The following is a 24,549-nucleotide window of genomic DNA, read 5'->3' on the forward strand; positions in this document are numbered from 1 at the left end:
AAATGAAAAGCAATCGATTTATAAAACGGCTGGACTGGTATATCATCAAGAAGTTCTTGGGGACATACGTATTTGCTATTGCACTAATCATTTCTATTGCAGTGGTATTTGACTTCAACGAAAAGATGGACAAACTAATGGAGCATGAAGCTCCATGGGATAAAATTATCTTTGAATACTACATGAACTTTATCCCCTATTTCTCCAATCTGTTCAGTCCGTTGTTCGTATTCATTGCTGTTATTTTCTTTACCTCCAAACTGGCAGAAAACTCCGAAATTATCGCGATGTTCTCCACCGGTATGAGCTTTAAGAGGATGATGCGCCCTTATATGATTTCTGCCGCTATCATCGCTCTCGTCACTTTCACACTAAGTTCGTATGTGATTCCGAAAGGAAGTGTTACGCGTCTGAATTTTGAAGACCGGTATATCAAACCAAAGAAACAAAACTCGGTAAGCAATGTGCAGCTGGAAGTGGATAGCGGAGTGATTGCATATATCGACAACTATAACAACGCAATGAAAACCGGTAACCGCTTTTCATTGGACAAATTTGTGGATAAAAAGCTGGTTTCGCATTTGACTGCACGACGGATTACGTACGACACCACCACCGTTCATAAATGGACGATCCACGATTATATGGTACGCGAACTGGATGGTTTAAAGGAAAAAATCACTAAAGGAGACCGGATAGACTCTATCATCAACATGGAACCTTCTGACTTTCTTATCATGAAAAACCAGCAGGAAATGCTGACCAGTCCCGAATTAAGCGATTATATCGCCAAACAGAAACGAAGAGGATTTGCCAACATCAAGGAGTTTGAGATTGAATATCACAAACGAATCGCTATGTCGTTCGCCTCTTTCATCCTTACCATCATCGGTGTATCGCTTTCGTCCCGAAAAACGAAAGGCGGTATGGGGCTTCATCTGGGTATCGGATTAGGGTTAAGTTTCTCTTATATCCTGTTCCAGACGATTACTTCCACCTTTGCCGTGAACGGAAATGTGCCACCTGCCGTTGCAGTCTGGATTCCTAATATCCTTTATGCGGGTATCGCATTCTTCTTGTACCAGAAGGCGCCTAAATAAAAGGTAGGCAAGCCTTCCGCAATCTTCACGGATTCTATCCATAGATTGCCCCAAGGTTTTAGATGCACCGGATAAACGAAGAGTATAAAAGTAGAAGTTCCGCCTATTCTTGCTAATGCAAGTGTAGGCGGAACTTTTTTGTTGTATCCATTTCCTCTTTTGTCTATTCTCCATTGTTTTCACCTGACGGTGATTTGGAAAATCCCTCTTTCTCCTTACATTCTTAAAATCGTTAACCGACTTCTTTTACATAAGCAGAAAGATCTGCAGCAGAGATGTTTTTGGCTATAATTACACCATTTCCATCCAATAAATAGTTAGTGAATCCCCGGTTTAAACGGTACTTCTTAAATAAGCCGGAATCCTCGCCTTCTGTTTCCACGAAACAAGTGGGCGTAACTATTTGATCCTTACGAACGGTTTCCTTAAATATTGACTGATATTCGTCAAATGAAATAGAAACCATTTCCACATTATGAGAAGAACGAAGCGCATTGCTCAAACTTACATTTTGCATCCGGGACTGCGCGTCATAACTTGCCCAAAAACTTAGCAACACATATTTACCTTTCAAATTTCCCAATTTAAAGGCGGGTTGCCCGTTTGACGTAGATTCGATTTTAAAATCAGGGGCTACGTCACCCTCACTCAAACCTCCGGTAGGTTTGTCTTTCTCAACGAAAGCGGTCAAGGAACAAATCAGTAATACAACAAAAATCCATTTTACATGCTTCATGTAATTCGGTTTTAGTTAATACTATCCGGGACTGTCCTTAAACAGTGGTTTCTTCCCGAAACATTGTCTTTTCAGGCATCAGGCGAAGAGGAATCCGCTGATTATCAGAGCCTTTATTTTTGAAACCGGGTGCAAAGGTAAGTAAATATTAAATTAACTTCCAAGCAAATAAGCAAAAATCTCACTTTTTAGGTATAACTTTTTATGTTATTTAGCATAAAAACGAACTTTTTTCTCTACTTTTGCAGAGTTAAAGTCTATTTTTTATGCAACCATCAAATACTGAATTGATTCTGATTCGAGTTACCGGCGAAGATCGCCCGGGACTGACTGCTTCCGTGACCGAAATCCTTGCCAAATATGATGCCACGATTCTCGATATCGGCCAGGCAGATATTCATAATACATTATCGCTGGGTATCCTGTTCAAGAGTGAAGAAAGACATTCCGGATTCATTATGAAGGAACTGTTGTTCAAGGCTTCTTCTCTGGGAGTGACCATCCGGTTTGAACCTATCACCACCGAGCAATATGAAAACTGGGTAGGTATGCAAGGGAAAAACCGTTATATCCTGACGGTTCTGGGACGCAAGCTTTCCGCCCGACAGATTTCTGCCGCTACAAGCATATTGGCCGAGCAGGGCATGAATATTGATGCTATCAAACGTCTGACAGGTCGTATCCCGTTGGATGAATGTCAGGCAGATGCACGCACCAGGGCTTGCATCGAATTTTCAGTGAGAGGTACTCCGAAAGATCGCATTGCGATGCAAGAGAAGCTGATGAAGTTGGCCAGCGAACTGGAAATGGACTTTTCTTTCCAACAGGATAATATGTACCGTCGTATGCGCCGTCTGATCTGTTTTGATATGGACTCTACATTAATCGAAACAGAGGTGATTGACGAACTGGCTATCCGTGCCGGTGTAGGCGACGAAGTAAAGGCCATCACGGAAAGCGCCATGCGTGGAGAAATAGACTTTACAGAGAGCTTTACCCGCCGTGTAGCACTATTGAAAGGGCTGGACGAATCGGTCATGCAGGAAATAGCCGAGAGCCTGCCTATCACGGAGGGCGTAGAACGGCTGATGTATGTATTGAAGAAGTACGGTTACAAAATCGCCATCCTTTCGGGAGGATTCACTTATTTCGGCCAATACCTGCAAAAGAAATACGGTATAGATTACGTCTATGCCAACGAACTGGAAATCATCGACGGCAAACTGACCGGACGTTACCTGGGAGATGTAGTAGACGGAAAACGGAAAGCCGAACTGCTCCGCCTCATTGCACAAGTGGAAAAGGTGGATATTGCACAGACCATAGCCGTAGGAGACGGAGCTAACGACCTCCCTATGCTAGGGGTTGCCGGACTGGGAATTGCTTTCCACGCAAAGCCTAAAGTGGTGGCAAATGCCAAGCAATCGATCAACACCATCGGGCTGGATGGAGTGCTCTATTTCCTCGGATTCAAAGATTCTTACTTGAATATGTAATTAGACCAAAAAATAGATTATCTTTGCTGACAAATTAAATAAAAGAATGAAGTTTTCCGAACTACAATTAAATGCAAATGTGCTTGAGGCGCTTGATGCCATGCGATTTGACGAATGTACGCCTATACAGGAGCAGGCAATTCCAATCATACTTGAGGGTAAAGATTTGATCGCAGTAGCACAGACAGGAACAGGTAAAACGGCCGCGTTTCTACTGCCTGTATTGAATAAATTATCTGAAGGTAAACATCCGGAAGATGCGATTAATTGTGTCATCATGTCTCCTACCCGGGAATTGGCCCAACAGATCGACCAGCAAATGGAAGGGTTTTCCTATTTCATGCCGGTATCGAGTGTTGCCGTATACGGTGGAAATGATGGAATATTGTTCGAACAACAGAAAAAAGGACTCACTTTAGGAGCTGATGTTGTTATTGCTACTCCCGGACGTCTGATCGCCCATTTAAGCCTTGGATATGTAGATCTTTCCAAGGTTTCTTATTTTATTCTGGATGAAGCGGACCGGATGCTCGACATGGGATTCTATGAAGATATCATGCAAATTGCGAAATATCTGCCGAAGGAACGACAGACAATCATGTTTTCTGCAACAATGCCTGCAAAGATTCAGCAATTGGCAAACACAATCTTAAATAATCCGTCAGAGATAAAGCTCGCAGTTTCCAAACCTGCAGAAAAGATTATTCAGGCAGCATACGTTTGCTACGAAAATCAAAAGCTGGGAATCATACGCAGTCTTTTTATGGATGAAGTTCCGGAACGTGTGATTGTCTTTGCATCTTCTAAAATCAAGGTCAAGGAAGTAGCCAAGGCTTTGAAATCCATGAAACTGAACGTAGGGGAAATGCATTCGGATCTGGAACAGACTCAACGGGAAACTGTTATGCATGAGTTTAAAGCCGGACGAATCAATATATTGGTAGCTACGGACATCGTTGCACGTGGTATAGATATCGATGATATCCGCCTGGTTATCAACTTCGACGTGCCTCACGACAGCGAAGACTATGTACACCGTATCGGACGTACAGCACGTGCCAACAATGATGGTGTAGCACTTACGTTCATCAGCGAGAAAGAACAAAGTAACTTCAAAAGTATTGAGAACTTCCTGGAAAAAGAGATTTATAAAATTCCTATTCCCGAAGAATTGGGAGAAGCTCCGGAATACAAGCCACGTTCTTTTAGCAAGGGCAAGGGTGGCAACTACAAAAGAAAAGATTTCCGGGGAAAAAGGAATAATAATAACGGAGGAAAGAGAAATAACCGTCCGTCTCCCCCCAGACAAAATTAAAGCAAGGCTTTTTTAATCCGGCACTATACGATCTGAATGTATGGTGCTTTTTTATTTGGATGAAGTGATAGTCAAATCTCCTTTAAAACTTACTTCCATATTTACAATGCTATATATGGAAGTTTCCGGAATGGCCAGGACAGCTTGATAATGAAAACCGTTCCGGTCTACTTTCATAAACTTTGTATCTGACAGGATGGATTGCTCCAGAAAATCGACAGGAAGTACTTTGTCAAACATCTGTTTGGTAACATCGCTGGCAAACAGGCTCTTTTTACCTTCATACACACAAATGTGCATCACATTATCATAGTATACATTATCCATGCTAATCCCGTCTTCGGAATAAGTCGTCTTGATGACTCTCATTTTAGAAGGATTAATATATACGTATGCGCGATAGCGAGTGCCATTATAGGTCACTACACTATCGCGTTTGGTTACTTCCGTATATGCCGGAATGACTAATTCCTGACGGACAAAATAGATTGAATCATTGGCATCTTCGGATTTATGCAACTTAATTACATCATCCGTTATGGAATGAAACCAGAATATATGTTCTGCCTGCTTATCAATCTTGTAATAAGTAGTATCATTTCCATAAGTATAAAGAGTATCCCGTATTATTTTAAATGCAATGGGAGTACTTTGTACATCTGCATAGTAGATAGTATCTCCTTCTACACGCATCAACGGGCTCTCCGTTTCATCGTCCAGCCAAATTCCCTGCAGTAGTCCTTTTGCACTAAGATCCTCTTTCTCTTGTTGAAGAGAATGGGGACTCTTATTGCCGCTACATGCCGCGAAAAAGATTGCCATTAACGATACAGCCACATTTTTCATCATCTATTTTAGTTTTTATATAAAGATACTCTTATTTTTTTATTTACCAATACAGTGATAAACAAATCCGAGTTCTTCCATCTCTTTTTTATCATATATATTACGTCCGTCCAACACAATCTGCCGGGACATCGTTTTCTTGATAACGGCCCATGAAGGCAGACGGAATTCTTTCCATTCGGTAACCAACATCAACACATCAGCATCCAGTACGGCATCATACATATCGCAAGCATAATAGATAGTATCACCAATCCTGCGCTTACATTCTTGCACGGCAGCCGGATCGTATGCGCGTACTTTACAACCTGCTTTCAGCAATTTATCGATCAGGACTAATGCCGGAGCCTCACGCATATCATCCGTTTCCGGTTTAAATGCCAATCCCCACAAAGCAACAGTCTTACCCTGCAAATCACCATTAAACTGTTTCATTAACTTTTCGAACAAGACGCTTTTTTGGTTCTCATTCACTTCTTCCACAGCCGTAAGTACCCGCATGGTATAACCATTCTGTTCTGCTGTTTTAATCAATGCCTTCACATCTTTGGGGAAGCAGGAACCACCATATCCGATACCCGGGTACAGAAACTTACGTCCGATACGAGTATCCGAACCTATCCCACTACGCACCATATTCACATCCGCACCAACAATCTCGCACAAGTTTGCAATATCATTCATAAAGCTTATACGGGTTGCCAGCATCGAATTTGCCGCATATTTAGTCATTTCCGCAGACGGAATATCCATGAAAATCACACGGAAATTATTCAATAAGAATGGTTTATATAGTTTGGACATCAATTTCTCCGCACGTGCCGACTCCACTCCCACTACCACGCGGTCCGGGCTCATAAAGTCACTGATAGCATTTCCTTCTTTAAGGAATTCCGGATTAGAAGCCACATCAAAATCAACCGTCACGCCTCTCTTATCCAGTTCTTCCTGAATAACCGCACGAACCTTACTGGCAGTGCCTACCGGAACGGTACTTTTGGTAACTACCAATTTATACTGTTTCATATTGCGACCAATGGTACGGGCCACCTCCAATACGTATTTCAAATCAGCGCTGCCATCTTCATCCGGAGGAGTTCCAACTGCACTGAATATAACTTCCACTTCATCCAGACAACTTTCCAATGAGGTAGTAAACTTCAATCGCTTTGCTTTCATATTACGGAGTACCATCTCTTCCAATCCATTTTCATAAATTGGAATGTTCCCCTTTTGCAAAGATTCGATTTTCTCTTTGTTCGTGTCCACGCACGTTACATTCACGCCAATTTCGGCAAAACATGTGCCTGACACCAGACCCACATACCCTGTTCCCACGATTGCAATTTTCATACTTAATCTATTGTTTGTTTAGAAATTCATTCAAAATAAACGGCGTCCTTGAAAGCAGTTCCCTCTCTGTCTTTCGCAGATAATAACATTTGCGACTCTGCCAACGGCCAGTCGATCCCCAATGCTTCGTCATTATATAAAATAGAGGCTTCTGCCTGCGGAGCATACTTGTTATCTACCTTATATGTAAAAACAGCTTCTTCACTCAAGACAGCAAAGCCATGAGCAAAACCACGGGGAATAAAAAATTGTCTCTTGTTTTCTTCACTAAGCAATACACAAACATGCTTTCCAAACGTAGGCGATGATTTACGCAAATCAACGGCAACGTCGAGCACTTCTCCTTTAAGAACACGAACTAGTTTCGCCTGACTATGTTCTCCTTTTTGATAGTGCAATCCACGCAATACACCAAAAGATGATTTCGACTCGTTGTCCTGTATAAAGTTTACGGGACCAATATTGGCTTCAAACTCTTCTTTCTTATAGGCTTCCATAAAATAGCCCCGTTCATCGGAGAAAACTCTAGGCTCGATCAGCCATACTCCGTCTATTTCTGTCTGTATATAGTTCATTATTGATAGTGATAAATAAAACGATGCAAAAGTAGTGAATTTTTCGAAGTTTTCTGGGATATATTCAATTTATCTCTTAATTTTGCAGACATGATTGAATTGGCACAACATATAGAGACTTTACTACTGGAAAACGACTGCGTCATTGTTCCGGGATTTGGTGGTTTTGTAGCACATTATTCGCCCGCAACCCGCGTAAAGGAAGAAAATATATTTTTACCTCCTACCCGTACAATCGGTTTTAATCCTCAATTAAAACTGAATGACGGCGTACTGGTGCAATCTTATATGTCAGCATACGACACAAGTTTTGCTGACGCCAGCCGTATAGTAGAAAAAGAAGTAAACGAATTTATCGGTCTCCTTCATGAGGAAGGGAAAGCCCATCTGGATAATATAGGCGAGATTCAATCTAACATTTATGGCAACTACGAGTTCGTTCCTTATGATTATAAGATAACAACTCCTTCATTATATGGTCTCGACTCTTTTGAAATACATGAACTTTCGGCTCTGCAGCAGAAAGAAAAAGTATTGGTACCGACTTATCAGGAAAAGGAAAAGAAGACTTTTGAAATTAGTATCAACCGCGCGTATCTCCGCAATGCTGCAGCAATGATTGCTGCCATCGTACTGTTCTTTGCCTTTTCAACTCCGGTAGAGAATACCGACGTTCAAAAGAACAATTATGCACAGTTATTGCCCAGCGAGCTTTTTGAGCAAATAGAAAAGCAATCGGTTGCAGTAACTCCTGTTTATGTTAAGAACGATGTTGCGCAACAAGCAAAGAAGCTTTCTGCTTCTTCTGCTTCAACCAAAACTTCATCTGCTAAAAAGCATACAACGGATAAAGCCAAGACTTCCAAACCGATCGCAGTAAGAGAAGTGAAAGTGGTAAAACAGGAAACAGCGACTCCTGCTCCTGCGGTGAAATCTCAAGAAAGTGCAAATCATCCTTTTCATATCATTGTGGCAGGAGGAATCAGCCTGAAAGATGCAGAAGTTATTGCGAACCAATTAAAATCAAAAGGATTTGCAGATGCAAAAGCTCTGAACACTGATGGTAAAGTACGTGTCAGTATCAGTTCATTTAACAACCGTGATGAAGCGACCAAGCAATTACTTGAGCTAAGAAAAAACGAAACTTATAAGAATGCCTGGTTACTGGCTAAATAAAAATCCCTTTTAAAAAGCATGAAACGAGTCCTTTGTCCTAAATGTGAGAATTATCTTTATTTTGATGAAACCAAGTATAGTGAAGGCCAATCACTGGTATTTGAATGCGAACATTGTGGCAAGCAATTCAGTATCCGGTTAGGAAAAAGTAAAGTTAAGGCTCTTAGAAAGGAAGAAAACCTGGAAGAAGAAGCTGAATCTCATAAAGAAGAGTTCGGATATATCACTGTAATCGAAAATGTATTTGGTTTTAAACAGTTACTTCCCTTGCAGGAAGGTGACAATGTCATAGGCCGCCGTTGTGTAGGAACAAACATTAATACTCCCATTGAAAGTGGTGATATGAGCATGGATCGACGCCATTGCATCATCAATATAAAGCGTAATAAGCAAGGAAAGCTAGTCTACACATTACGAGATGCTCCTAGTCTCACAGGTACTTTCCTTATGAATGAAATTCTGGGAGATAAAGACCGTGTACGTATTGAAGATGGCGCTATTGTGACAATTGGAGCTACTACATTTATTTTGCATACGGCTGAACAAGAATAATAAATAACTTGATAATAAAAAATAGCGCCACTGTTCTCTGAACAAGTGGCGCTATTTTTTATTTAGTCTTCTAATTACAGAATACCTTTAACGGTCTCAAGCATTCCTTTTTCCTGGATAGAATCCAAATCAGCTTTTACGGCTTCTGTCAATCCCGGGATCTTATTCAAATCTTCTCCCCAGATAAAATCTGCAGCCAGAACACCTTCAGCAACTTTCTTTGTGCAACCTGTTGCCCAAAGTTCTTTCAGCAGGTTCATGATTTCAGGAGCATCATTCGGAACAATTTCAGCACCATCAGCACGTACACCACCTTTATAATAAGTAATGATAGCGGCTAAACCAAGTACCAGTCCTTTAGGAAGTTCACCTTTACGTTCCAGATAAGTCTTCAATCCCGGCAAATCACGAGTTTCGTATTTAGGGAAAGAATTCAGCATGATGCTGGTTACTGCATGATCCACGAACGGATTGTTGAAGCGTTCCAATACATCATTTGCAAATTTCTCCAACTCATCCTTCGGCAAGTTCAAAGTTTCCATCAGTTCGTCAAACATTACCTTGTGGATATATTTGCCAATCACTTCGTGCTGGCAAGCATCACGTACAATATTCACTCCCGAGAGATAGGCAACCGGAGAAAGAACAGTATGCGGGCCATTCAACAAAGTAACCTTACGTTCGTGATAAGGAGCTTCTGACGGTACAAATAATACATTCAAGCCTGCCTTGTCAGCCGGGAACTCTTTTGCAACTTCCTGCGGAGCTTCAATAACCCACAAATGGAAAACTTCAGCCTGAACAACCAGATTATCATCATATTGCAGTTTTTCTTTGATAGCAGCAATATCCTTGCGCGGGAATCCCGGAACAATACGGTCTACCAATGTTGCATATACACCACAAGCTTCTTCAAACCAAGTTTTAAACTCATTACCCAGGTTCCACAATTCAATATATTGATAAATTGTTTCTTTCAACTTATGACCATTCAGGAAAATAAGCTCGCAAGGGAAAATAATCAAACCTTTTGTCTTATCACCATTGAATGTTTTAAAACGATGATAGAGTAATTGAGTCAGCTTACCCGGATAAGATGAAGCAGGAGCATCCTCAAGTTTACAAGCCGGATCAAAAGCAATACCAGCCTCTGTAGTGTTTGAAATAACAAAACGCATTTCAGGTTGCTCTGCCAACTTCATAAACTCGTCATTTTGAGTATATGGGTTTAAAGCGCGGCTGATTACATCAATCATTGTCAAGCTGTTAACAGCCTCTCCTTTATCCAATCCTTGAAGGTTTACATGATAAAGATCATCCTGTGCATTCAGCATATCGACCATACCTTTATCAATCGGTTGAACCACTACTACACTGCTGTTGAAATCAGCTTTCTGGTTCATGTTATAAATAATCCAATCTACAAATGCACGCAAAAAGTTACCTTCGCCAAATTGGATAATACGCTCCGGACGTTGTGTTTTAGGAGCAGTTTCTTTGTTTAATGCTTTCATGTTAGTTGTAATTTATAAAGTTGATATTATACAAATTCAAAATAAAAATCAATGTTTTCCTTTATCAGGATATCAATAGGCATGTATTTTACAGGTTCAACAGACTTCTTAAACACGACATGGTCGCACAACGCCTTCACCCCACAATATCCTTGCAAACCCGGACGTTGCCCGATTAAATAATGCACATCACCGGATTTTAATAAATCTACGTTTGCTTTCAGAAGGTCATATCCTATCAGTCCTTTCATGCTACGTCCCGCATGACGAAGATACTCTCCCAACTGATACACTCTGGAATTAAATACAACTCCCAGTAAAGCCTTCGGATGCGCCTGAAAAAACTCATCCAATGTCTGTTGGTTACTTTCCTGATCGGATTTATTAAGTACTACCTCATGGATTACCAAGTTATTATATTCTTCGGCAATGTAACTCATAAAACCATCCAAACGGCGTTGCATCTGTATTTCAGCCGGATTATCTTTATTGTTACTTAAAAACAAAACCAACTCCTGGCCTTCTCCTGCCGAATAATTGCGCATCAATATTTTCGCTGCGATATATCCGCTCTTATATGAATCCTGCCCGATATACGTCAACGCTTTCGCTTCTTCCATATTGAAATCGACAAAAGCATAAGCAATCTTATTTTCCTGTAAATAGGCTGTCAGCGCCAGTGTCTCTTCCCGAAAATTCGGAGAAATCAATACCGCATCCACATTCTTTTCTTTTATAGAAAGGCAGGCTTCCTGATAACTCTTCTCATCCCCATGGTGATAGCACAAATAATCTATACTCACATTAAAAGGACGTAATTCTTGCCGGGCACGCTCAATCCCCCCTACTACCGAATGCCAATAATCATGCTCTATATAATAAGGTATCAAACAGAGGAAAGAATATTTCTTTTTAGCAGCCAAACCGATAGCAAACACATTGGGCTGATAATGAATCTCATCCAACACCTTTTGTACTTTGGCTTTGCTTTTGGGAGACACGTCACCGCGATTGTGCAACACCCTGTCAACCGTTCCGGCGGAAACACCGGCCATACGGGCAATGTCTTTAATGGTATAGTTCTGGTCCTCCATAGTGCTAAAACTTAAATATTATAAATAATCGCTGCAAATATACGAATTATTTTGTTACTCCAAGTAAATTTTCTATTTTTGTGTTCGATAACGGTTAATAAAACTAAAACAAGATTTACGCCTATTAGCTTTAAAATCAATACTATATAGGTATAAATATAGAAAGTAATAATTTTATATACTTAAAACACAGTAATAATGAAGAACTTCATGGACGAAAACTTCTTGCTGCAAACAGAAACTGCGCAAAAGTTGTATCACGAGCATGCGGCTAAAATGCCGATCATCGACTATCACTGTCACCTTATCCCTCAAATGGTAGCTGACGACTACAAGTTTAAATCACTGACTGAAATCTGGTTGGGCGGTGACCACTACAAATGGCGTGCAATGCGTACAAACGGTGTAGACGAACGTTTCTGTACGGGAAAAGATACCACAGACTGGGAAAAATTTGAAAAATGGGCGGAAACAGTACCTTACACTTTCCGCAACCCATTGTACCACTGGACTCACCTTGAACTGAAAACGGCATTTGGTATCAATAAAATATTGAATCCACAAACCGCACGTGAAATTTACGATGAATGTAACGAGAAACTGTCTCAACCCGAATATTCAGCTCGTGGAATGATGCGTCGTTATCATGTAGAAGCCGTTTGCACAACGGATGATCCTATCGATTCATTGGAATATCATATCAAAACACGCGAAAGCGGATTTGAAATCAAGATGTTACCAACATGGCGTCCTGATAAGGCTATGGCTGTAGAAGTCCCTGCAGATTTCCGCAGTTATGTAGAAAAACTGGCAGAGGTAAGTGGTGTTATCATCTCCAACTTTGATGATATGATCGCTGCTTTGCGCAAACGTCATGACTTCTTCGCAGAACAAGGCTGCCGTCTGTCTGACCATGGTATTGAAGAATTCTACGCAGAAGATTATACAGATGCTGAAATCAAAGCCATCTTTAATAAGGTATATGGTGGCGCAGAATTGACCAAGGAAGAAATTCTGAAATTCAAATCGGCAATGCTTGTGATCTTCGGTGAAATGGACTGGGAAAAAGGATGGACTCAACAATTCCATTACGGCGCTATTCGTAACAATAACACGAAGATGTTTAAATTACTGGGTGCTGATACAGGTTTCGATTCTATCGGTGAATTTACAACCGCCAAAGCAATGGCTAAATTCCTTGATCGCCTGAACACTAATGGCAAATTGACTAAAACAATCCTCTACAACTTGAACCCATGCGCCAACGAAGTGATTGCAACAATGCTGGGTAACTTCCAGGATGGTTCTATCCCGGGAAAAATCCAATTTGGTTCTGGATGGTGGTTCCTCGATCAAAAGGATGGTATGGAAAAACAAATGAATGCTTTGTCAGTACTTGGTCTTTTGAGCCGCTTCGTAGGTATGTTGACCGACTCTCGTTCCTTCCTATCCTACCCGCGTCATGAATATTTCCGCCGTACATTGTGTAACCTGGTAGGACGTGACGTAGAAAACGGAGAAATTCCGGCATCTGAAATGGATCGTGTAAACCAAATGATTGAAGATATCAGCTACAACAATGCCAAGAACTTCTTCAAGTTCTAATAGATAGTAGTTACACTATAAAAAAACCGCTACCAAAGTCGAATATAGCTTTGAGTAGCGGTATTTTTTATTCCTATAGCTGAACAGTAACAACCCAAAAAGCTCTTAACAAAAAAGGAGAACCTTTTAAGTTCCCCTTTTAATAATCTTTGTACACCCTCAGGGACTCGAACCCTGGACCCATTGATTAAGAGTCAATTGCTCTACCAGCTGAGCTAAGAGTGCAACATTTTATTTTTATTGCAACGTTGAATTTGTACACCCTCAGGGATTCGAACCCTGGACCCACTGATTAAGAGTCAGTTGCTCTACCAACTGAGCTAAGAGTGCTTAATTCCTCGTTTGCGGTTGCAAAAGTAGGTCTTTTATTTTATTTGACCAAACAATCATGCAGCTTTTTTACTATCTTTTTTTCGTCTTTATTCGAACACATAAAGCTCGGAAGGCGTATTTCGCTTTAAAGCAAGTAGTTGCACATCTTTGCCTACAATAACACCTTTGTTCTTTAATTTCCATTCCACCGTTTTATAAGCCAGCTCCGGGTGATTATTGTCTTTACTTAAATGGCATAACCAGATATATCGCAAATGTTCAGTGATATTTTCCGCCAGAAACTCTGCAGTATCAGAGTTACTCATGTGTCCGGTTTTACTTGCAATCCGTTCTTTCAGATATTGAGGATAAGGCCCCATTTTGAGCATTTCCTCATCGTAGTTGGCTTCAAGTATCAGATAATGGGCTTTACTGATATAATGAGCAGCTGTAGGAGTAATCTCTCCAAGGTCGGTTAAGAAAGAAAAGACTTTGCCATCAATTTCAATGCAATACCCCACATTGTCCGTTCCATCGTGTGGCACTTCAAAAGATTCGATGTGAAAATCTTCCAGCGTCATAGGCTCTTGCTTTTCCAGATAACGAACTGACGAGCTAAGTTTCTCCGTCATACAATAGCTACGATTAATTCCAGCATGAATACGTGCGGTTGTATAAACAGGAATGTTCATTTTTTCTCCCAGATTACCCACTGCTTTAATATGGTCAGCATGATCGTGCGTTATAAATACCGCACGAATACTATCCATCAAGATATTATAATCTTTCAGTGATTTTTTGATAGTACGTATGCCGATTCCGGCATCTATCAGTATCCCATAGGTTTCAGTGCCCAGATAATAACAGTTCCCGCTACTGCCACTCGCCAGGCTTATAAATTTTACTTTCATGTTTTATCCTCTTTATTAAAATGCAAAATGCCGTCAACTTTTACAGCAAAGTGACGGCAAATATACATAAAAAAGCAGAGAATTACCGAGAAGCCTCCTTCTTTTTGTCGATGGATTCGGTGATTTTTGCAAATAATAGTAGCGCTACAGCGGCAATCAGGCCTATAGCAGCAAAGTAATACCATATATAATGGGCATTTCCGCTAGCTGCCTCCCATGCTTCCCGCGTCTCGAACAAAGCCGGATCCGGACAATATTTAGTGAGCAAAATTCCCGCCAGACCAAAACCGAAAATGGAAGAAAGGAATGAATGCAAATGACTGAATCCTAAATACATTCCTTCTTCTCCTTTAGGAGCCTGTAAAGAGAAATATTCCAGATAACGCGGTGAAATGAAACATTCGGCAAGCGCCTGCACAACTATACCTGCAATCATCATCAGAGTAATATTACTCATGCCTGTAATAAGATCATTACCCAGCAGATTTCCACATGCCATCAGTAATGCCGAAATAGGAATCAAAAACATTCCCACATTCATCGAAGTAATCGCACTGCGTTTGGCCATCAAACGGGTGATAAAACTAACGCAGCAAACCACCACAAACGGATTCACATTGGCAATCCAACCCGGTTTTGCCGTCTCGCCAGCCATACGAATCACATATTTAGGCATAGTGGCATAAAGCTGCTGTTGCACCATCCAGAAACCAGTAACAATCAAAATAAGAATCAATAAACGCCAGTTTGTGATGATTCGCATAAATCCCTGTCCAATCTCATGGAGACTTTTTCCTTCACCTGCCGTATGCATCGATTTATAAAGAAGAATAACAGCAAGTAAAGCAACTATTGTCATCGCACCGGAGAAATAATTAATATAGATATACGCTTGTTCACCAATGACATTACGCAAAGGATCGATAATCGTTTTACCGGTGAAAGCACCCACATTTACCATCATATAAAATATGGAATAACCACGGGCACGGGTTGCTTCCGTTGTTTCTTTAGCCACAGAAGCGGAGATAATGGACTTAATGAAAGAACCTCCCACCATAAGCACAAACAAAACCGGCACGATGATCCACCGGGTATAGCTATCAGGCAAACCATTAAATTGAGTAGTGGCACCATAACTAACCAAACCGGCAGCTTCCAGTAAAGTGGGCAGTACACCCAACCCTAAATATCCGATGGATAATAAGGAAAATGCTATAATCATTGATTTCCGGAAACCGATCTTGTCAGCATAAGCACCGGAAAAAATAGGAAGCAGATACAATCCACCGGAAAAAAGCCCGGAAATCATACTTGCTTCGAAATCATTAAAACCTAAAATGGAAGATAGATAAATAGTGAGAACGATAAAAACGGCATAATATGCCATACGCTCAAACAGTTCGACTGTGTTGCTGACCCAAAATGCTCTCGTAAAGCCTTTAGCAGCACGCTGAGGGGAATTGTTCATGTATTTATATTTTTATTAAAATGTTAATTTGAGACAAAGATACGTTTTTTTGGCTTACTGTCCGTATCTTTGTTCCAAATTAGGTAATTAAAAACTATGATTATAGCTGTTGATTTTGACGGAACGATTGTTGAACATCGTTATCCACGCATTGGTGAAGAGATTCCATTCGCTGTTGACACATTGAAGTTATTGCAACAAGAAAAGCATCGTTTAATACTGTGGAGTGTGCGTGAAGGAGCACTTCTGGACGAAGCTGTCGAATGGTGTAAAGCCAGAGGTTTAGAATTTTATGCCGTTAATAAGGATTATCCTGAAGAGCAGAAAGGCCATCAGGGATTCTCTCGAAAGTTGAAAGCCGACATGTTCATTGACGATCGAAATCTGGGTGGTTTACCAGACTGGGGAGTCATTTACGAAATGATTAAAGAGAAAAAGACGTTTGCAGATATCTATAGCCAAAACGGAGAAGAAGAAAAAACATCCCTGAAAAAGAAGAAAAGATGGCTGCCTTTTTAGGAAGCTGATAAATATCAAACAAATAAAATAGAAATGCACTCTTATCTGACATGATTAGAGTGCATTTCTATATTCATAAATGATTTATCATTCAACATTGAATCGCAATTTGCTACGCTTCTTTATTTTCCCACTTTTCCCTAAACTCCCATAATTGCTCAATAGTGGGATGAAAAGTCGGATTCTCCCAGTTTCTGGAAATCATTGCAATCAAAGACTCCAAATACGATTTACCATCAATAATGGTAGTACATTTATTGACCTGATATCTTTCTGTTGGATAATTCTTTGTCTCAATCATCTTTTTTGCCCAGTTCAATAATTCCTGAACAGCTTCATTGTCATAAGTATGTTGTGCCATATCTTTAGAATTTTCCGCAAAGATACAAAGTTTATTTATTCATAAATAAAGTTGTTCGTTTCTTTTTACTATAAAGATTCCATTTTAAATTTATACCTTTACGTCCAATATACTCAATTAGACTAACTAATAGAAACAATAATAATGAAGAAAATTTTCATTTTAGTATGTTCATGTGCTCTTTTGGCAGCATGCAACAATAGCGCGAAAACAAACAAGAGTGCCGGTGCAGACAGTACTTCAATCGAAGTAACTGATATCCATAATGCGGAAAATTCACTTGATTACGAAGGAACTTATAAAGGAGTTTTCCCCGCTGCCGATTGTCCGGGTATTGAAACAACCCTGACATTAAATCCGGACAAAACATTCAGCCTCCATTCCGTATATATCGATAGAGACAGCTCATTTGACGAAAAAGGTACATATACTTTAAAAGACAACCTATTGACTCTTAATGAAGAAGGCGGAGAACTTTCTTATTATAAAGTAGAAGAAAATCATTTACGCAAACTAACAATGGATAAACAAGAAATAACCGGAGAACTTGCAGACCATTATGTTTTAAATAAGGAATAAGGTCCAAACAAATTTTGCTATCAATAGAGAACAAATTCAATATTTTTTATGTTTATATAAATAGATATAAACTTAAAAATAGAACAACTTATGATTTATAGTTTTTTATTTCCCACAAAATCGAATACAACGAAAGTATCTTTGTTGCTATTGGCTGTCCGGATCATCTTCGGTATATTATTAATGAACCACGGTATCCAGAAATGGAGTAACTTCCAGGAGATGTCAGCAGTATTTCCTGATCCGCTTGGAATAGGAAGTCCCCTATCTCTCGGATTAGCAATTTTTGGCGAACTCGTATGTTCGATGGCATTTATCATCGGATTCCTGTATCGCTTGGCAATGATCCCGATGATTTTCACAATGATAGTAGCCTTCTTTGTTGTTCATGCTAATGACGTATTTGCGGTTAAAGAGCTAGCTTTCATCTATTTAGTTGTATTTATATTGATGTATATTGCCGGTCCCGGTAAATTTTCAATAGACCATATCATAGGAAACGAATTGTCACGGCGGAAGTCAAGAGTATACAAAAATTAGAAATAATAGCCCCGATTAATTAAAAAATATTATATTTGCATACACATAAGAGAGAAATTATCAATATTTTTTATTAATCAAAAACATTTTAACATGAAAAGAGGAAAACTGACTTTAGTCGCAGTAGTACTTAGTGGTAGCTTATTATTCAGTTCTTGTGTAGGATCATTTGGTTTATTCAACCGCCTGTCTTCCTGGAATCAATCAGTTGGAAACAAGTTTGTAAACGAACTCGTATTCCTTGCTTTCAACATTGTTCCGGTTTATGGTGTAGCTTACCTGGCTGATGCTTTAGTTATCAACTCAATCGAATTCTGGAGTGGCTCCAATCCGATGGCTAATGTAGGTGACGTAAAGAAAGTAAAAGGAGAAAACGGCAACTACATGGTGAAAACTCTTGAGAATGGATATTCCATTACTAAAGAGGGCGAAACTGCTTCAATGGACCTGATCTACAACAAAGAAGCCAACACATGGAATGTCGTTGCAAACGGTGAAAGCGCTGAATTAGTAAAAATGAACAATGATGGCACTGCTGATTTGTTCTTGCCAAATGGCGAAAAGATGAATGTAACGCTGGATGCTCAAGGCATGCTGGCAGCACGCCAGGCTACAATGAGCAATTTTATGTTTGCCGCCCGCTAAAAATAAAAACAAATACGAAGGAGATGAAACATCATATAGGAGTTTCATCTCCTTTTTCAATCTTATCTTCTTCTATCAAGAATCTTTTGTACTATGAATAAACTATATACACTTATCTATTCTGTTCTAATCTTCACCTGTCTATCTTGTCAGCAACAAACTCCTCAAACTCAAATAGAACAGACAGCCATAGATTTCTGTGAAGCCTTTTATAATTTCAATTATACGGTCGCCAAAGAATGGAGCACGCCTTCTTCTCAATCTTATCTTAGTTTCTTAGCATCTAATGTCGGGCAAACCCATCTGGAGCAACTTAAGACACGAGGCGCTGCAAAAGTTTCTGTTATTTCAAGTGAGATAGATGCTAATTTAGAAGAAGCGTCGGTTGTCTGCCAAATCAAAAATGCATTCGTCATTCATCCCATCGGAGGAAAAATGGAATACGTAAGTTCCCTGCAAGATACGCTCGAATTAGTAAGAGTAAATAATAAATGGCTGATTAGAAAGGATATCCCACAGCAAAATGGAAAGCAAAGTCACGACTGAATTTAGGATGAATGATGGGGAAATGCTCTTTCCTCGTTTCATAGGCAGGATTGACAGCTTTCATACCTCCGTCAAAACGCAAAATAAAGAAATCCAAATCCAGGCGGAGACCTAATCCGTAGGCCACTGCTATTTGCTTATAAAACCTATCAAACTTGAAAACCCCTCCCGGTTGATTGGCATAACTCCGGATGGTCCAGATATTACCAGCATCAATAAATACCGCCCCCTGAAACTTCCAGAATAACTTGCTTCGGTATTCAATACTGGCATCCAGTTTAATATCTCCGGATTGATCGAGCAAATTCCCATTTCCTGCAAAAGAGCCCGGTCCCAAATCGCGAACACTCCATCCGCGGACACTATTGGCTCCACCAGAGAAATATTGTTTCTCAAACGGAATAGTCTTCGCATTTCCATAAGGTACAGCTATTCCCACACCAGCATGAAACGCAAAAGAGTTACGATAATCGATTCTGATATTCTTAGCAAAATCAAACTCCCCTTTCAGATATTGAGCATAAGGAATTCCCAGAATAGCGTATTCACCATTACTGTTCTTCCGAATGTTTGCAGCCTTTGACAGAGCATACATTACATTTCCCGCCGATTCGAAATTAAAACGGATGGAGTATGAATTAGAAGCAATCGTATTATTGATAATCGATCCTCCCACGCTATTATAATTATAGCTATATCCCATATTTATAATCAGTCGATCCTGATAATTATACTGGAATATATGGTTCTGTCCTTTATTTATATAGTCTTCTTTAAATCTTTCAGAGATACGGGGCAAATAAAGGAAAGCAATATTTATCAAATCAATACGGTGTTGTATCTTCTGGCGTTGTGTCCACTTGTAACTCCAGTTAGCAGAAGCCATCGTACGCAAGAACTCCGGTCGCAACTGATAATTATACTGTAAACCAAACTCTGTTGTAGCCCTGATTTTCCGTTTAAAATCAGAGGAAATGAATGGGAACAGGAAATTAGGAAAGTTGATACTCGTTTCCACTCCATACTCCGTATAGTTATTATTTGAATAGCCTGCCTGAAGCCCGGAAATAACCTCATACGCTCCACGGAATTTTATCATAAACGTTTCCGACCCGCGAAAGAGATTCCTATTCTGGAAAGAAACGGAAGCTGCCGCTCCCAAGTCACCGGCAGAATTGGTTCCCTCTACCTCAAAGGATACCGATTTATGCTTGCTCTTAGTCAACATCACGTAACAATCGAGCATTGTTGAATCTCCAACTTGAGTCTCGATAAAACGGATATTCGTATATTTCAATGCAGACAAACGCCCGAAACTGGAATAAGTTTGCTGCACATCACGCTCATTAAACAAATCGCCGGAAGCAAACCGGAGGTTATCCGTAAGCACTTTAGGACGTAAATAGAGCTTATCCTTATAGTAAATCGGATATCCCTTATAATGAACCGAATCATTAATATCCACACTGCTCAAGGCAGAAGACTGCAAAACGTCATAATCCGTAATAAAATTAATCTTATTGATCCAATATTGCTGATGTGCCCTTGCCGAATCACTCGCATGCGCTTTATACATCTGCAAATGTTGAGTCAGATCTACATTATAAGTATTACGAACCGTATCGGCCGTATATCCGATATAATCCTTATTAAATTTATAATAGCCATTCCGAAGCAACTTATTCGTGATACGTTGCCTGTCCGCATCCAATACATTCACATCCAAATACATTCCTTCCTTCAACAAGCTTCTGGCAGAATCCTGTTTGAGAAGAGAGGCTATTTTAGGATCATAAATATCATATTTGATAGATTGAACAACGTAGGGTTTGCCGGCCGTTACATCATAATACAGCTTAATCTTTTTCTTTTTTATTTTAGTCGAACGCTTCACGGTTGCCGCCATATATCCCATATTGTGCACAGCCTTAGTGATCTCTTCTTCAGAGCGTTTCGCTTCGTCCTCGCTATATATTACAGGAGCATCCCCTATCCTTCTTAAAAATTTGTTTCCCCATTTGGTTGAATCACGCCCCGACAGATTGTAGACATAAAGTTGAGTCTTTATCAGGCTGAACCACTTGGCATTAGGATTTTGACGAACATACATGCGTAAGGAAGAAGGCCGTATGTTTTTCTGGTCCGTACGAATTTTAACTTCATCCAGCAAATAAGAACCATCCGGCACAAACTTAGTGGTAGTACACGAAGCAAGTGACAAGACAGCAGCAGAAGCAAGCAAACAAAGAAAATTTCTCCTCATACGGTTTTACATCGATAGCATGAAAAATGCGCCTACAAAGATAAATTATATTTTCTGACGGGGAAAATAATTTAAGAAAAAGAGAGGAAAGTAAGGATAGATTGGAAATATCTTTATAGCTTTGCAAAAGAATATCAAATCTATGGCATCATTAAGTAAAAACAAAATAAAGTATATCCACTCGCTGGAACTGAAGAAAATACGTAAAGAAGAGCGGGTATTTCTGGCTGAAGGTCCTAAATTGGTAGGTGATTTACTCGGACATTTTCCCTGTCGTTTTTTAGCAGCCACTCCCTCCTGGCTTCAGGAGCATCCGGGTATTGACGCAAGTGAACTGGTAGAAGTTTCACAGGAAGATCTTTCACGGGCCAGTTTATTGAAAACTCCCCAACAGGTACTTGCTATTTTCGAACAACCACAATATACTTTGGATCCGGAGGCAGTTCGTTCATCACTTTGCCTTGCATTGGACGATGTGCAGGATCCCGGAAATCTAGGTACCATTATCCGTCTGGCCGACTGGTTTGGCATCGAACATATTATCTGCTCGCAGAATACGGTAGATGTATATAACCCTAAGACCATACAAGCCACTATGGGTGGAATTGCCCGGGTGAAAGTACATTATACTTCCCTCCCCGATTTTATCCGGTCGCTCGGAGATACTCCTGTGTTCGGTACGTTCCTGGATGGAAAAAATATGTATGAACAACCATTAACGGCCAATGGCTTGATCGTAATGGGAAATGAAGGGAATGGCATAGGGAAAGAGGTAGCCACATTAATCAATAGAAAATTATATATCCCCAATTATCCGGCAGGCCAAGAGACATCCGAGTCTCTGAATGTAGCCATTGCTACCGCAGTAATCTGTGCCGAGTTCCGTCGACAGGCTGCATGGAAGTAAAATCAAAAGGATAAAACAAATAAGGAAATAAAGCTTCCCCCTTCTTTTCTGCTTCCTGCAGATACTCATTAAAACATTGGGAAGATTGATTCGAAACACTGGGAAGATTAATTTGAAACACTGGGATGTTTTTTAAAATCATCCCAGTGTTTTTTATTTCTTCCATCTGACTTTCAGAAAGCAGCACTATCACTCCCGGCATCCATTCAACCGATTCAATCTCTTCGGTCAATGGGAACACACCTCGGACAACTCCTTCGTCAGTGATCTCCACTACCTGCTGCTTCATATATCCGACGGCAGGTATCAGCAAATAATGAGAAGCAAAGCGTTTCATTACAATCAGTTGTTTGAACGTCTTTGTTGTTGCTGCCTGCGTTGATTCATCTGGCGTTCTTTTCTTTGCTCTATCCGTTCCTTTTGGATATGCTGTTCCACCTGAATCTGCTCCGGCTTCTTCTCACGATGAGTTCCCGTACGACGACGGTTCATCTCTTCCGGTGTTAGACGCTGAATGTCATCTTTATTCTTGTCTATGACCTTATGTAAAGAGTCGGCATTTTCTTTAGTAGCTATCTTCTTCAAAGAATCCGCTTTCAATGCTTCTATCTTATTCAAAGAATCGCGTACGGCAAATGCGAGCGTATCCGTACAATGATAACGAGTCATCATGAAGCGGTCGGCCAATACTGCCCCGCCTTTTTCCTGGCTATCCATCGGATAATAAATGAACCCTTTTATTTCTTTCATCGAACCTAATGTGTCTGCAAACAAACGAATTTGTTGCACACCCGGTTCAGTCACCGTTTTCCAATGATTGATCGTATCTTTCTCATAAATCACCTGCATAGCCATAGTGACACCTCTTAAAGAGTCGGCAAGCATCGGCTCCAAGAAACGATACCGCACTTCCCATACCAGTGTATCCCGGTCTTTGTAGTTAGAGTCGGTCGGCAAAGTAAATACATATTGATTATCCATCATTTCACCGGTCAAACGTACCATACGCTGCCACGGCCAGACATCGATGCTATCACCCTGCTTAGTCATTTTCGGTTTCTTATCACGCTTGGCTATCAGGTCGCCAACAAGTTCCTGTTCGTCTTTCAAGCGTTTTTTCACCTTATCATAAATTTTCGATAAAATCTCTGTGTTACGGGTATACCAAACCATGGATGAGTCAAATGCAGCTTGTGTAGTCCCGTATTTCTTGAAAACGGCGTCGATATACAATGCTTTCTTATAGTTTTCACTATAAGGCAAATTATCTCCCATAGACTTTGCCACATGATAATCATACAGCAAATTCTCCATCTTCGATTCCGAGATTACATCACTGGGTCTTTTCACTTTACACCCGGCTACCGCAAAAACGAACATGCAGATGAGACACAGATGAAACCGAAATTTATTTTTCATGATCCGTAGCTTCCTTTTTATCTTTATCCAGCGAATGATAAGACTCATTCAAATATTTACTATAAAAGAGTAACAAGGCAATGATACCGCAACTGATAGCGGCATCCGCAAAATTAAAGATCGGACTAAAGAATATAAAATGCTCTCCACCCACAAACGGCATCCATGTAGGCCAGTTTGTATCTATAATCGGAAAGTAAAACATATCCACCACTTTTCCGTAAAACCAGGTAGAATATCCACCACCTTCGGGCATGAAACTGGCAATCTGCGAATGAGTGCTTTCATTGAAAATAACTCCATAGAACACGCTATCTATGATGTTCCCCAAAGCACCGGTCAGAATAAGAGCCACACAGACGATATAACCTGTTTTGAACCCTTTCTTTATTATTTTATAGAGATACCACCCTATCAATGCCACTGCAACAATGCGGAATGTTGTCAGGAATAACTTGCCGAAGATTTCCATACCGAAAGCCATCCCGTTGTTTTCGGTGAAATAGATATAAAACCAATCGGTCACACGTATACTTTCGTGCCAGTACATGTGAGTTTTAATCCAGACCTTGATGATCTGGTCAATAATCAATACGGAAAAGATAACGAGAAGGGCAATTCTCCCCTTCGTGAATAGTTTCTTCATGTGTTTATTATAAGTTAAACATAACGAGCTACAAGTGCCGTGCGTAAACTTTGCGCAGCTACTTGTAG

At 40.2% G+C, this 24,549-nt stretch carries 25 protein-coding genes and 2 tRNA genes; 12 read left to right on the forward strand and 15 right to left on the reverse strand.

Translation table 11 applies throughout. From position 1 onward, the window contains the following. Window positions 1–2: 2 nt before the first annotated feature. On the forward strand, window positions 3–1,100 hold the full coding sequence (locus tag CJF29_RS12205) for an LptF/LptG family permease (RefSeq protein ID WP_004295909.1): 1,098 nt from the start codon (window positions 3–5) through the stop codon (window positions 1,098–1,100). Between the two features lie 232 nt (window positions 1,101–1,332). Here the strand turns inward: CJF29_RS12205 and CJF29_RS12210 are convergent, their stop codons facing one another. Beyond that, on the reverse strand, window positions 1,333–1,836 hold the full coding sequence (locus CJF29_RS12210; protein WP_004295908.1) for a thioredoxin-like domain-containing protein: 504 nt from the start codon (window positions 1,834–1,836) through the stop codon (window positions 1,333–1,335). Window positions 1,837–2,102: 266 nt separating this feature from the next. Between CJF29_RS12210 and serB the strand changes: the two genes are divergently transcribed. Together serB and CJF29_RS12220 are read left to right on the forward strand one after the other, a co-directional pair. After that, window positions 2,103–3,332 carry a phosphoserine phosphatase SerB gene (gene serB, locus CJF29_RS12215; protein WP_004295907.1) on the forward strand — a complete coding sequence of 410 codons (1,230 nt, stop codon included), beginning with the start codon at window positions 2,103–2,105 and terminating at the stop codon, window positions 3,330–3,332. A 46-nt stretch (window positions 3,333–3,378) separates the two neighbouring features. Then, window positions 3,379–4,647: a DEAD/DEAH box helicase gene (locus CJF29_RS12220; RefSeq protein WP_074558545.1), complete on the forward strand. Its 1,269-nt coding sequence runs from the start codon at window positions 3,379–3,381 to the stop codon at window positions 4,645–4,647. Window positions 4,648–4,698: 51 nt separating this feature from the next. Here CJF29_RS12220 and CJF29_RS12225 read toward each other — a convergent pair whose 3' ends face one another. Genes CJF29_RS12225 through rfbC form a run of 3 tightly spaced genes read right to left on the reverse strand, consistent with a single transcriptional unit; the run spans window position 4,699 to window position 7,421 of the window. Further along, window positions 4,699–5,496, reverse strand: coding sequence for a DUF4738 domain-containing protein (locus tag CJF29_RS12225; RefSeq protein WP_004295905.1), 798 nt, complete (start codon window positions 5,494–5,496; stop codon window positions 4,699–4,701). 36 nt (window positions 5,497–5,532) lie between these two features. Further along, the gene (locus CJF29_RS12230) at window positions 5,533–6,846 is read right to left on the reverse strand and encodes a UDP-glucose dehydrogenase family protein (RefSeq protein ID WP_099147032.1); all 1,314 of its coding nucleotides are present in this window, start codon (window positions 6,844–6,846) and stop codon (window positions 5,533–5,535) included. A 26-nt stretch (window positions 6,847–6,872) separates the two neighbouring features. Further along, entirely contained in the window at window positions 6,873–7,421 is a 549-nt protein-coding gene (rfbC, locus tag CJF29_RS12235) for a dTDP-4-dehydrorhamnose 3,5-epimerase (RefSeq protein ID WP_004295903.1), read from the reverse strand. 90 nt (window positions 7,422–7,511) lie between these two features. On the opposite strand from rfbC, the gene CJF29_RS12240 reads away from it, so the two are divergent. Both CJF29_RS12240 and CJF29_RS12245 read left to right on the forward strand, forming a co-directional pair. Further along, window positions 7,512–8,597, forward strand: coding sequence for an SPOR domain-containing protein (locus CJF29_RS12240; RefSeq protein WP_099147031.1), 1,086 nt, complete (start codon window positions 7,512–7,514; stop codon window positions 8,595–8,597). An 18-nt stretch (window positions 8,598–8,615) separates the two neighbouring features. Next, window positions 8,616–9,149 (forward strand): FHA domain-containing protein, encoded by a 534-nt coding sequence (locus CJF29_RS12245; RefSeq protein WP_004295901.1) that lies wholly within the window; start codon window positions 8,616–8,618, stop codon window positions 9,147–9,149. A 74-nt stretch (window positions 9,150–9,223) separates the two neighbouring features. Here CJF29_RS12245 and CJF29_RS12250 read toward each other — a convergent pair whose 3' ends face one another. Both CJF29_RS12250 and CJF29_RS12255 read right to left on the reverse strand, forming a co-directional pair. Continuing rightward, window positions 9,224–10,663 carry a tagaturonate reductase gene (locus tag CJF29_RS12250; RefSeq protein WP_004295900.1) on the reverse strand — a complete coding sequence of 480 codons (1,440 nt, stop codon included), beginning with the start codon at window positions 10,661–10,663 and terminating at the stop codon, window positions 9,224–9,226. Window positions 10,664–10,689: 26 nt separating this feature from the next. Beyond that, the gene (locus CJF29_RS12255) at window positions 10,690–11,757 is read right to left on the reverse strand and encodes a substrate-binding domain-containing protein (RefSeq protein WP_004303151.1); all 1,068 of its coding nucleotides are present in this window, start codon (window positions 11,755–11,757) and stop codon (window positions 10,690–10,692) included. A 198-nt stretch (window positions 11,758–11,955) separates the two neighbouring features. Between CJF29_RS12255 and uxaC the strand changes: the two genes are divergently transcribed. After that, the gene (gene uxaC, locus CJF29_RS12260; RefSeq protein ID WP_004303152.1) at window positions 11,956–13,362 is read left to right on the forward strand and encodes a glucuronate isomerase; all 1,407 of its coding nucleotides are present in this window, start codon (window positions 11,956–11,958) and stop codon (window positions 13,360–13,362) included. A gap of 152 nt (window positions 13,363–13,514) precedes the next feature. Here uxaC and CJF29_RS12265 read toward each other — a convergent pair. The 4 genes from CJF29_RS12265 to CJF29_RS12280 all read right to left on the reverse strand — a co-directional run bounded on the left by CJF29_RS12265 (window position 13,515) and on the right by CJF29_RS12280 (window position 16,056). Further along, window positions 13,515–13,587 (reverse strand) — tRNA-Lys (locus tag CJF29_RS12265). Window positions 13,588–13,619: 32 nt separating this feature from the next. Further along, a tRNA-Lys gene (locus CJF29_RS12270) sits at window positions 13,620–13,692 on the reverse strand. 89 nt (window positions 13,693–13,781) lie between these two features. Next, window positions 13,782–14,585, reverse strand: a complete 804-nt coding sequence (locus CJF29_RS12275) for an MBL fold metallo-hydrolase (protein ID WP_004295897.1) — start codon at window positions 14,583–14,585, stop codon at window positions 13,782–13,784. An 82-nt stretch (window positions 14,586–14,667) separates the two neighbouring features. Beyond that, window positions 14,668–16,056, reverse strand: coding sequence for a peptide MFS transporter (locus CJF29_RS12280; protein ID WP_074558550.1), 1,389 nt, complete (start codon window positions 16,054–16,056; stop codon window positions 14,668–14,670). Window positions 16,057–16,152: 96 nt separating this feature from the next. Here CJF29_RS12280 and CJF29_RS12285 point away from each other — a divergent pair, with 96 nt between their 5' ends. After that, window positions 16,153–16,575, forward strand: coding sequence for a BT0820 family HAD-type phosphatase (locus CJF29_RS12285; RefSeq protein ID WP_004295895.1), 423 nt, complete (start codon window positions 16,153–16,155; stop codon window positions 16,573–16,575). Between the two features lie 112 nt (window positions 16,576–16,687). Here CJF29_RS12285 and CJF29_RS12290 read toward each other — a convergent pair whose 3' ends face one another. After that, the gene (locus tag CJF29_RS12290) at window positions 16,688–16,936 is read right to left on the reverse strand and encodes a DUF6965 family protein (protein WP_004295894.1); all 249 of its coding nucleotides are present in this window, start codon (window positions 16,934–16,936) and stop codon (window positions 16,688–16,690) included. A 144-nt stretch (window positions 16,937–17,080) separates the two neighbouring features. Here CJF29_RS12290 and CJF29_RS12295 point away from each other — a divergent pair, with 144 nt between their 5' ends. The 4 genes from CJF29_RS12295 to CJF29_RS12310 all read left to right on the forward strand — a co-directional run bounded on the left by CJF29_RS12295 (window position 17,081) and on the right by CJF29_RS12310 (window position 19,246). Further along, window positions 17,081–17,515 carry a copper resistance protein NlpE gene (locus tag CJF29_RS12295; RefSeq protein ID WP_004295893.1) on the forward strand — a complete coding sequence of 145 codons (435 nt, stop codon included), beginning with the start codon at window positions 17,081–17,083 and terminating at the stop codon, window positions 17,513–17,515. A 90-nt stretch (window positions 17,516–17,605) separates the two neighbouring features. Next, window positions 17,606–18,055 (forward strand): DoxX family protein, encoded by a 450-nt coding sequence (locus tag CJF29_RS12300; protein WP_004295892.1) that lies wholly within the window; start codon window positions 17,606–17,608, stop codon window positions 18,053–18,055. Between the two features lie 93 nt (window positions 18,056–18,148). After that, window positions 18,149–18,700 carry a DUF3332 domain-containing protein gene (locus CJF29_RS12305; protein WP_004295891.1) on the forward strand — a complete coding sequence of 184 codons (552 nt, stop codon included), beginning with the start codon at window positions 18,149–18,151 and terminating at the stop codon, window positions 18,698–18,700. Window positions 18,701–18,793: 93 nt separating this feature from the next. Further along, window positions 18,794–19,246 carry a hypothetical protein gene (locus CJF29_RS12310; RefSeq protein ID WP_074558551.1) on the forward strand — a complete coding sequence of 151 codons (453 nt, stop codon included), beginning with the start codon at window positions 18,794–18,796 and terminating at the stop codon, window positions 19,244–19,246. Here the strand turns inward: CJF29_RS12310 and CJF29_RS12315 are convergent. Further along, the gene (locus CJF29_RS12315) at window positions 19,200–21,509 is read right to left on the reverse strand and encodes a BamA/TamA family outer membrane protein (RefSeq protein ID WP_004303299.1); all 2,310 of its coding nucleotides are present in this window, start codon (window positions 21,507–21,509) and stop codon (window positions 19,200–19,202) included. The genes CJF29_RS12310 and CJF29_RS12315 overlap by 47 nt on opposite strands. Window positions 21,510–21,651: 142 nt before the next feature. Here CJF29_RS12315 and CJF29_RS12320 point away from each other — a divergent pair, with 142 nt between their 5' ends. Further along, a complete protein-coding gene (locus tag CJF29_RS12320) occupies window positions 21,652–22,416 on the forward strand; it encodes a TrmH family RNA methyltransferase (protein ID WP_074558553.1) in 765 nt (254 codons plus the stop codon). On the opposite strand, the gene CJF29_RS12325 is transcribed toward CJF29_RS12320, so the two are convergent. The 3 genes from CJF29_RS12325 to CJF29_RS12335 are packed head-to-tail and all read right to left on the reverse strand — an operon-like array spanning window position 22,367 to window position 24,481. Continuing rightward, complete coding sequence (locus CJF29_RS12325; RefSeq protein ID WP_004303301.1) at window positions 22,367–22,753, reverse strand: hypothetical protein; 387 nt, start codon at window positions 22,751–22,753, stop codon at window positions 22,367–22,369. The two genes, CJF29_RS12320 and CJF29_RS12325, sit on opposite strands and share 50 nt — an antisense overlap. Window positions 22,754–22,758: 5 nt before the next feature. Further along, window positions 22,759–23,835, reverse strand: a complete 1,077-nt coding sequence (locus tag CJF29_RS12330) for a DUF4296 domain-containing protein (RefSeq protein ID WP_032846274.1) — start codon at window positions 23,833–23,835, stop codon at window positions 22,759–22,761. Then, window positions 23,825–24,481: a lipoprotein signal peptidase gene (locus CJF29_RS12335; RefSeq protein WP_004295884.1), complete on the reverse strand. Its 657-nt coding sequence runs from the start codon at window positions 24,479–24,481 to the stop codon at window positions 23,825–23,827. Before CJF29_RS12335 ends, CJF29_RS12330 begins: the two co-directional genes overlap by 11 nt. Window positions 24,482–24,549: the final 68 nt, after the last annotated feature.

The sequence above is a fragment of the Bacteroides celer genome, from assembly GCF_002632415.2.
Taxonomy (GTDB): domain Bacteria; phylum Bacteroidota; class Bacteroidia; order Bacteroidales; family Bacteroidaceae; genus Bacteroides.

What these genes read in the sequence shown, in the direction of transcription:
- CJF29_RS12205 (WP_004295909.1), top strand. Translation starts at nt 3, where the DNA reads ATGAAAAGCAATCGATTTATAAAACGGCTGGACTGGTATATCATCAAG.
- CJF29_RS12210 (WP_004295908.1), bottom strand. Translation starts at nt 1,836, where the DNA reads ATGAAGCATGTAAAATGGATTTTTGTTGTATTACTGATTTGTTCCTTG.
- serB (WP_004295907.1), top strand. Translation starts at nt 2,103, where the DNA reads ATGCAACCATCAAATACTGAATTGATTCTGATTCGAGTTACCGGCGAA.
- CJF29_RS12220 (WP_074558545.1), top strand. Translation starts at nt 3,379, where the DNA reads ATGAAGTTTTCCGAACTACAATTAAATGCAAATGTGCTTGAGGCGCTT.
- CJF29_RS12225 (WP_004295905.1), bottom strand. Translation starts at nt 5,496, where the DNA reads ATGATGAAAAATGTGGCTGTATCGTTAATGGCAATCTTTTTCGCGGCA.
- CJF29_RS12230 (WP_099147032.1), bottom strand. Translation starts at nt 6,846, where the DNA reads ATGAAAATTGCAATCGTGGGAACAGGGTATGTGGGTCTGGTGTCAGGC.
- rfbC (WP_004295903.1), bottom strand. Translation starts at nt 7,421, where the DNA reads ATGAACTATATACAGACAGAAATAGACGGAGTATGGCTGATCGAGCCT.
- CJF29_RS12240 (WP_099147031.1), top strand. Translation starts at nt 7,512, where the DNA reads ATGATTGAATTGGCACAACATATAGAGACTTTACTACTGGAAAACGAC.
- CJF29_RS12245 (WP_004295901.1), top strand. Translation starts at nt 8,616, where the DNA reads ATGAAACGAGTCCTTTGTCCTAAATGTGAGAATTATCTTTATTTTGAT.
- CJF29_RS12250 (WP_004295900.1), bottom strand. Translation starts at nt 10,663, where the DNA reads ATGAAAGCATTAAACAAAGAAACTGCTCCTAAAACACAACGTCCGGAG.
- CJF29_RS12255 (WP_004303151.1), bottom strand. Translation starts at nt 11,757, where the DNA reads ATGGAGGACCAGAACTATACCATTAAAGACATTGCCCGTATGGCCGGT.
- uxaC (WP_004303152.1), top strand. Translation starts at nt 11,956, where the DNA reads ATGAAGAACTTCATGGACGAAAACTTCTTGCTGCAAACAGAAACTGCG.
- CJF29_RS12275 (WP_004295897.1), bottom strand. Translation starts at nt 14,585, where the DNA reads ATGAAAGTAAAATTTATAAGCCTGGCGAGTGGCAGTAGCGGGAACTGT.
- CJF29_RS12280 (WP_074558550.1), bottom strand. Translation starts at nt 16,056, where the DNA reads ATGAACAATTCCCCTCAGCGTGCTGCTAAAGGCTTTACGAGAGCATTT.
- CJF29_RS12285 (WP_004295895.1), top strand. Translation starts at nt 16,153, where the DNA reads ATGATTATAGCTGTTGATTTTGACGGAACGATTGTTGAACATCGTTAT.
- CJF29_RS12290 (WP_004295894.1), bottom strand. Translation starts at nt 16,936, where the DNA reads ATGGCACAACATACTTATGACAATGAAGCTGTTCAGGAATTATTGAAC.
- CJF29_RS12295 (WP_004295893.1), top strand. Translation starts at nt 17,081, where the DNA reads ATGAAGAAAATTTTCATTTTAGTATGTTCATGTGCTCTTTTGGCAGCA.
- CJF29_RS12300 (WP_004295892.1), top strand. Translation starts at nt 17,606, where the DNA reads ATGATTTATAGTTTTTTATTTCCCACAAAATCGAATACAACGAAAGTA.
- CJF29_RS12305 (WP_004295891.1), top strand. Translation starts at nt 18,149, where the DNA reads ATGAAAAGAGGAAAACTGACTTTAGTCGCAGTAGTACTTAGTGGTAGC.
- CJF29_RS12310 (WP_074558551.1), top strand. Translation starts at nt 18,794, where the DNA reads ATGAATAAACTATATACACTTATCTATTCTGTTCTAATCTTCACCTGT.
- CJF29_RS12315 (WP_004303299.1), bottom strand. Translation starts at nt 21,509, where the DNA reads ATGAGGAGAAATTTTCTTTGTTTGCTTGCTTCTGCTGCTGTCTTGTCA.
- CJF29_RS12320 (WP_074558553.1), top strand. Translation starts at nt 21,652, where the DNA reads ATGGCATCATTAAGTAAAAACAAAATAAAGTATATCCACTCGCTGGAA.
- CJF29_RS12325 (WP_004303301.1), bottom strand. Translation starts at nt 22,753, where the DNA reads ATGAAACGCTTTGCTTCTCATTATTTGCTGATACCTGCCGTCGGATAT.
- CJF29_RS12330 (WP_032846274.1), bottom strand. Translation starts at nt 23,835, where the DNA reads ATGAAAAATAAATTTCGGTTTCATCTGTGTCTCATCTGCATGTTCGTT.
- CJF29_RS12335 (WP_004295884.1), bottom strand. Translation starts at nt 24,481, where the DNA reads ATGAAGAAACTATTCACGAAGGGGAGAATTGCCCTTCTCGTTATCTTT.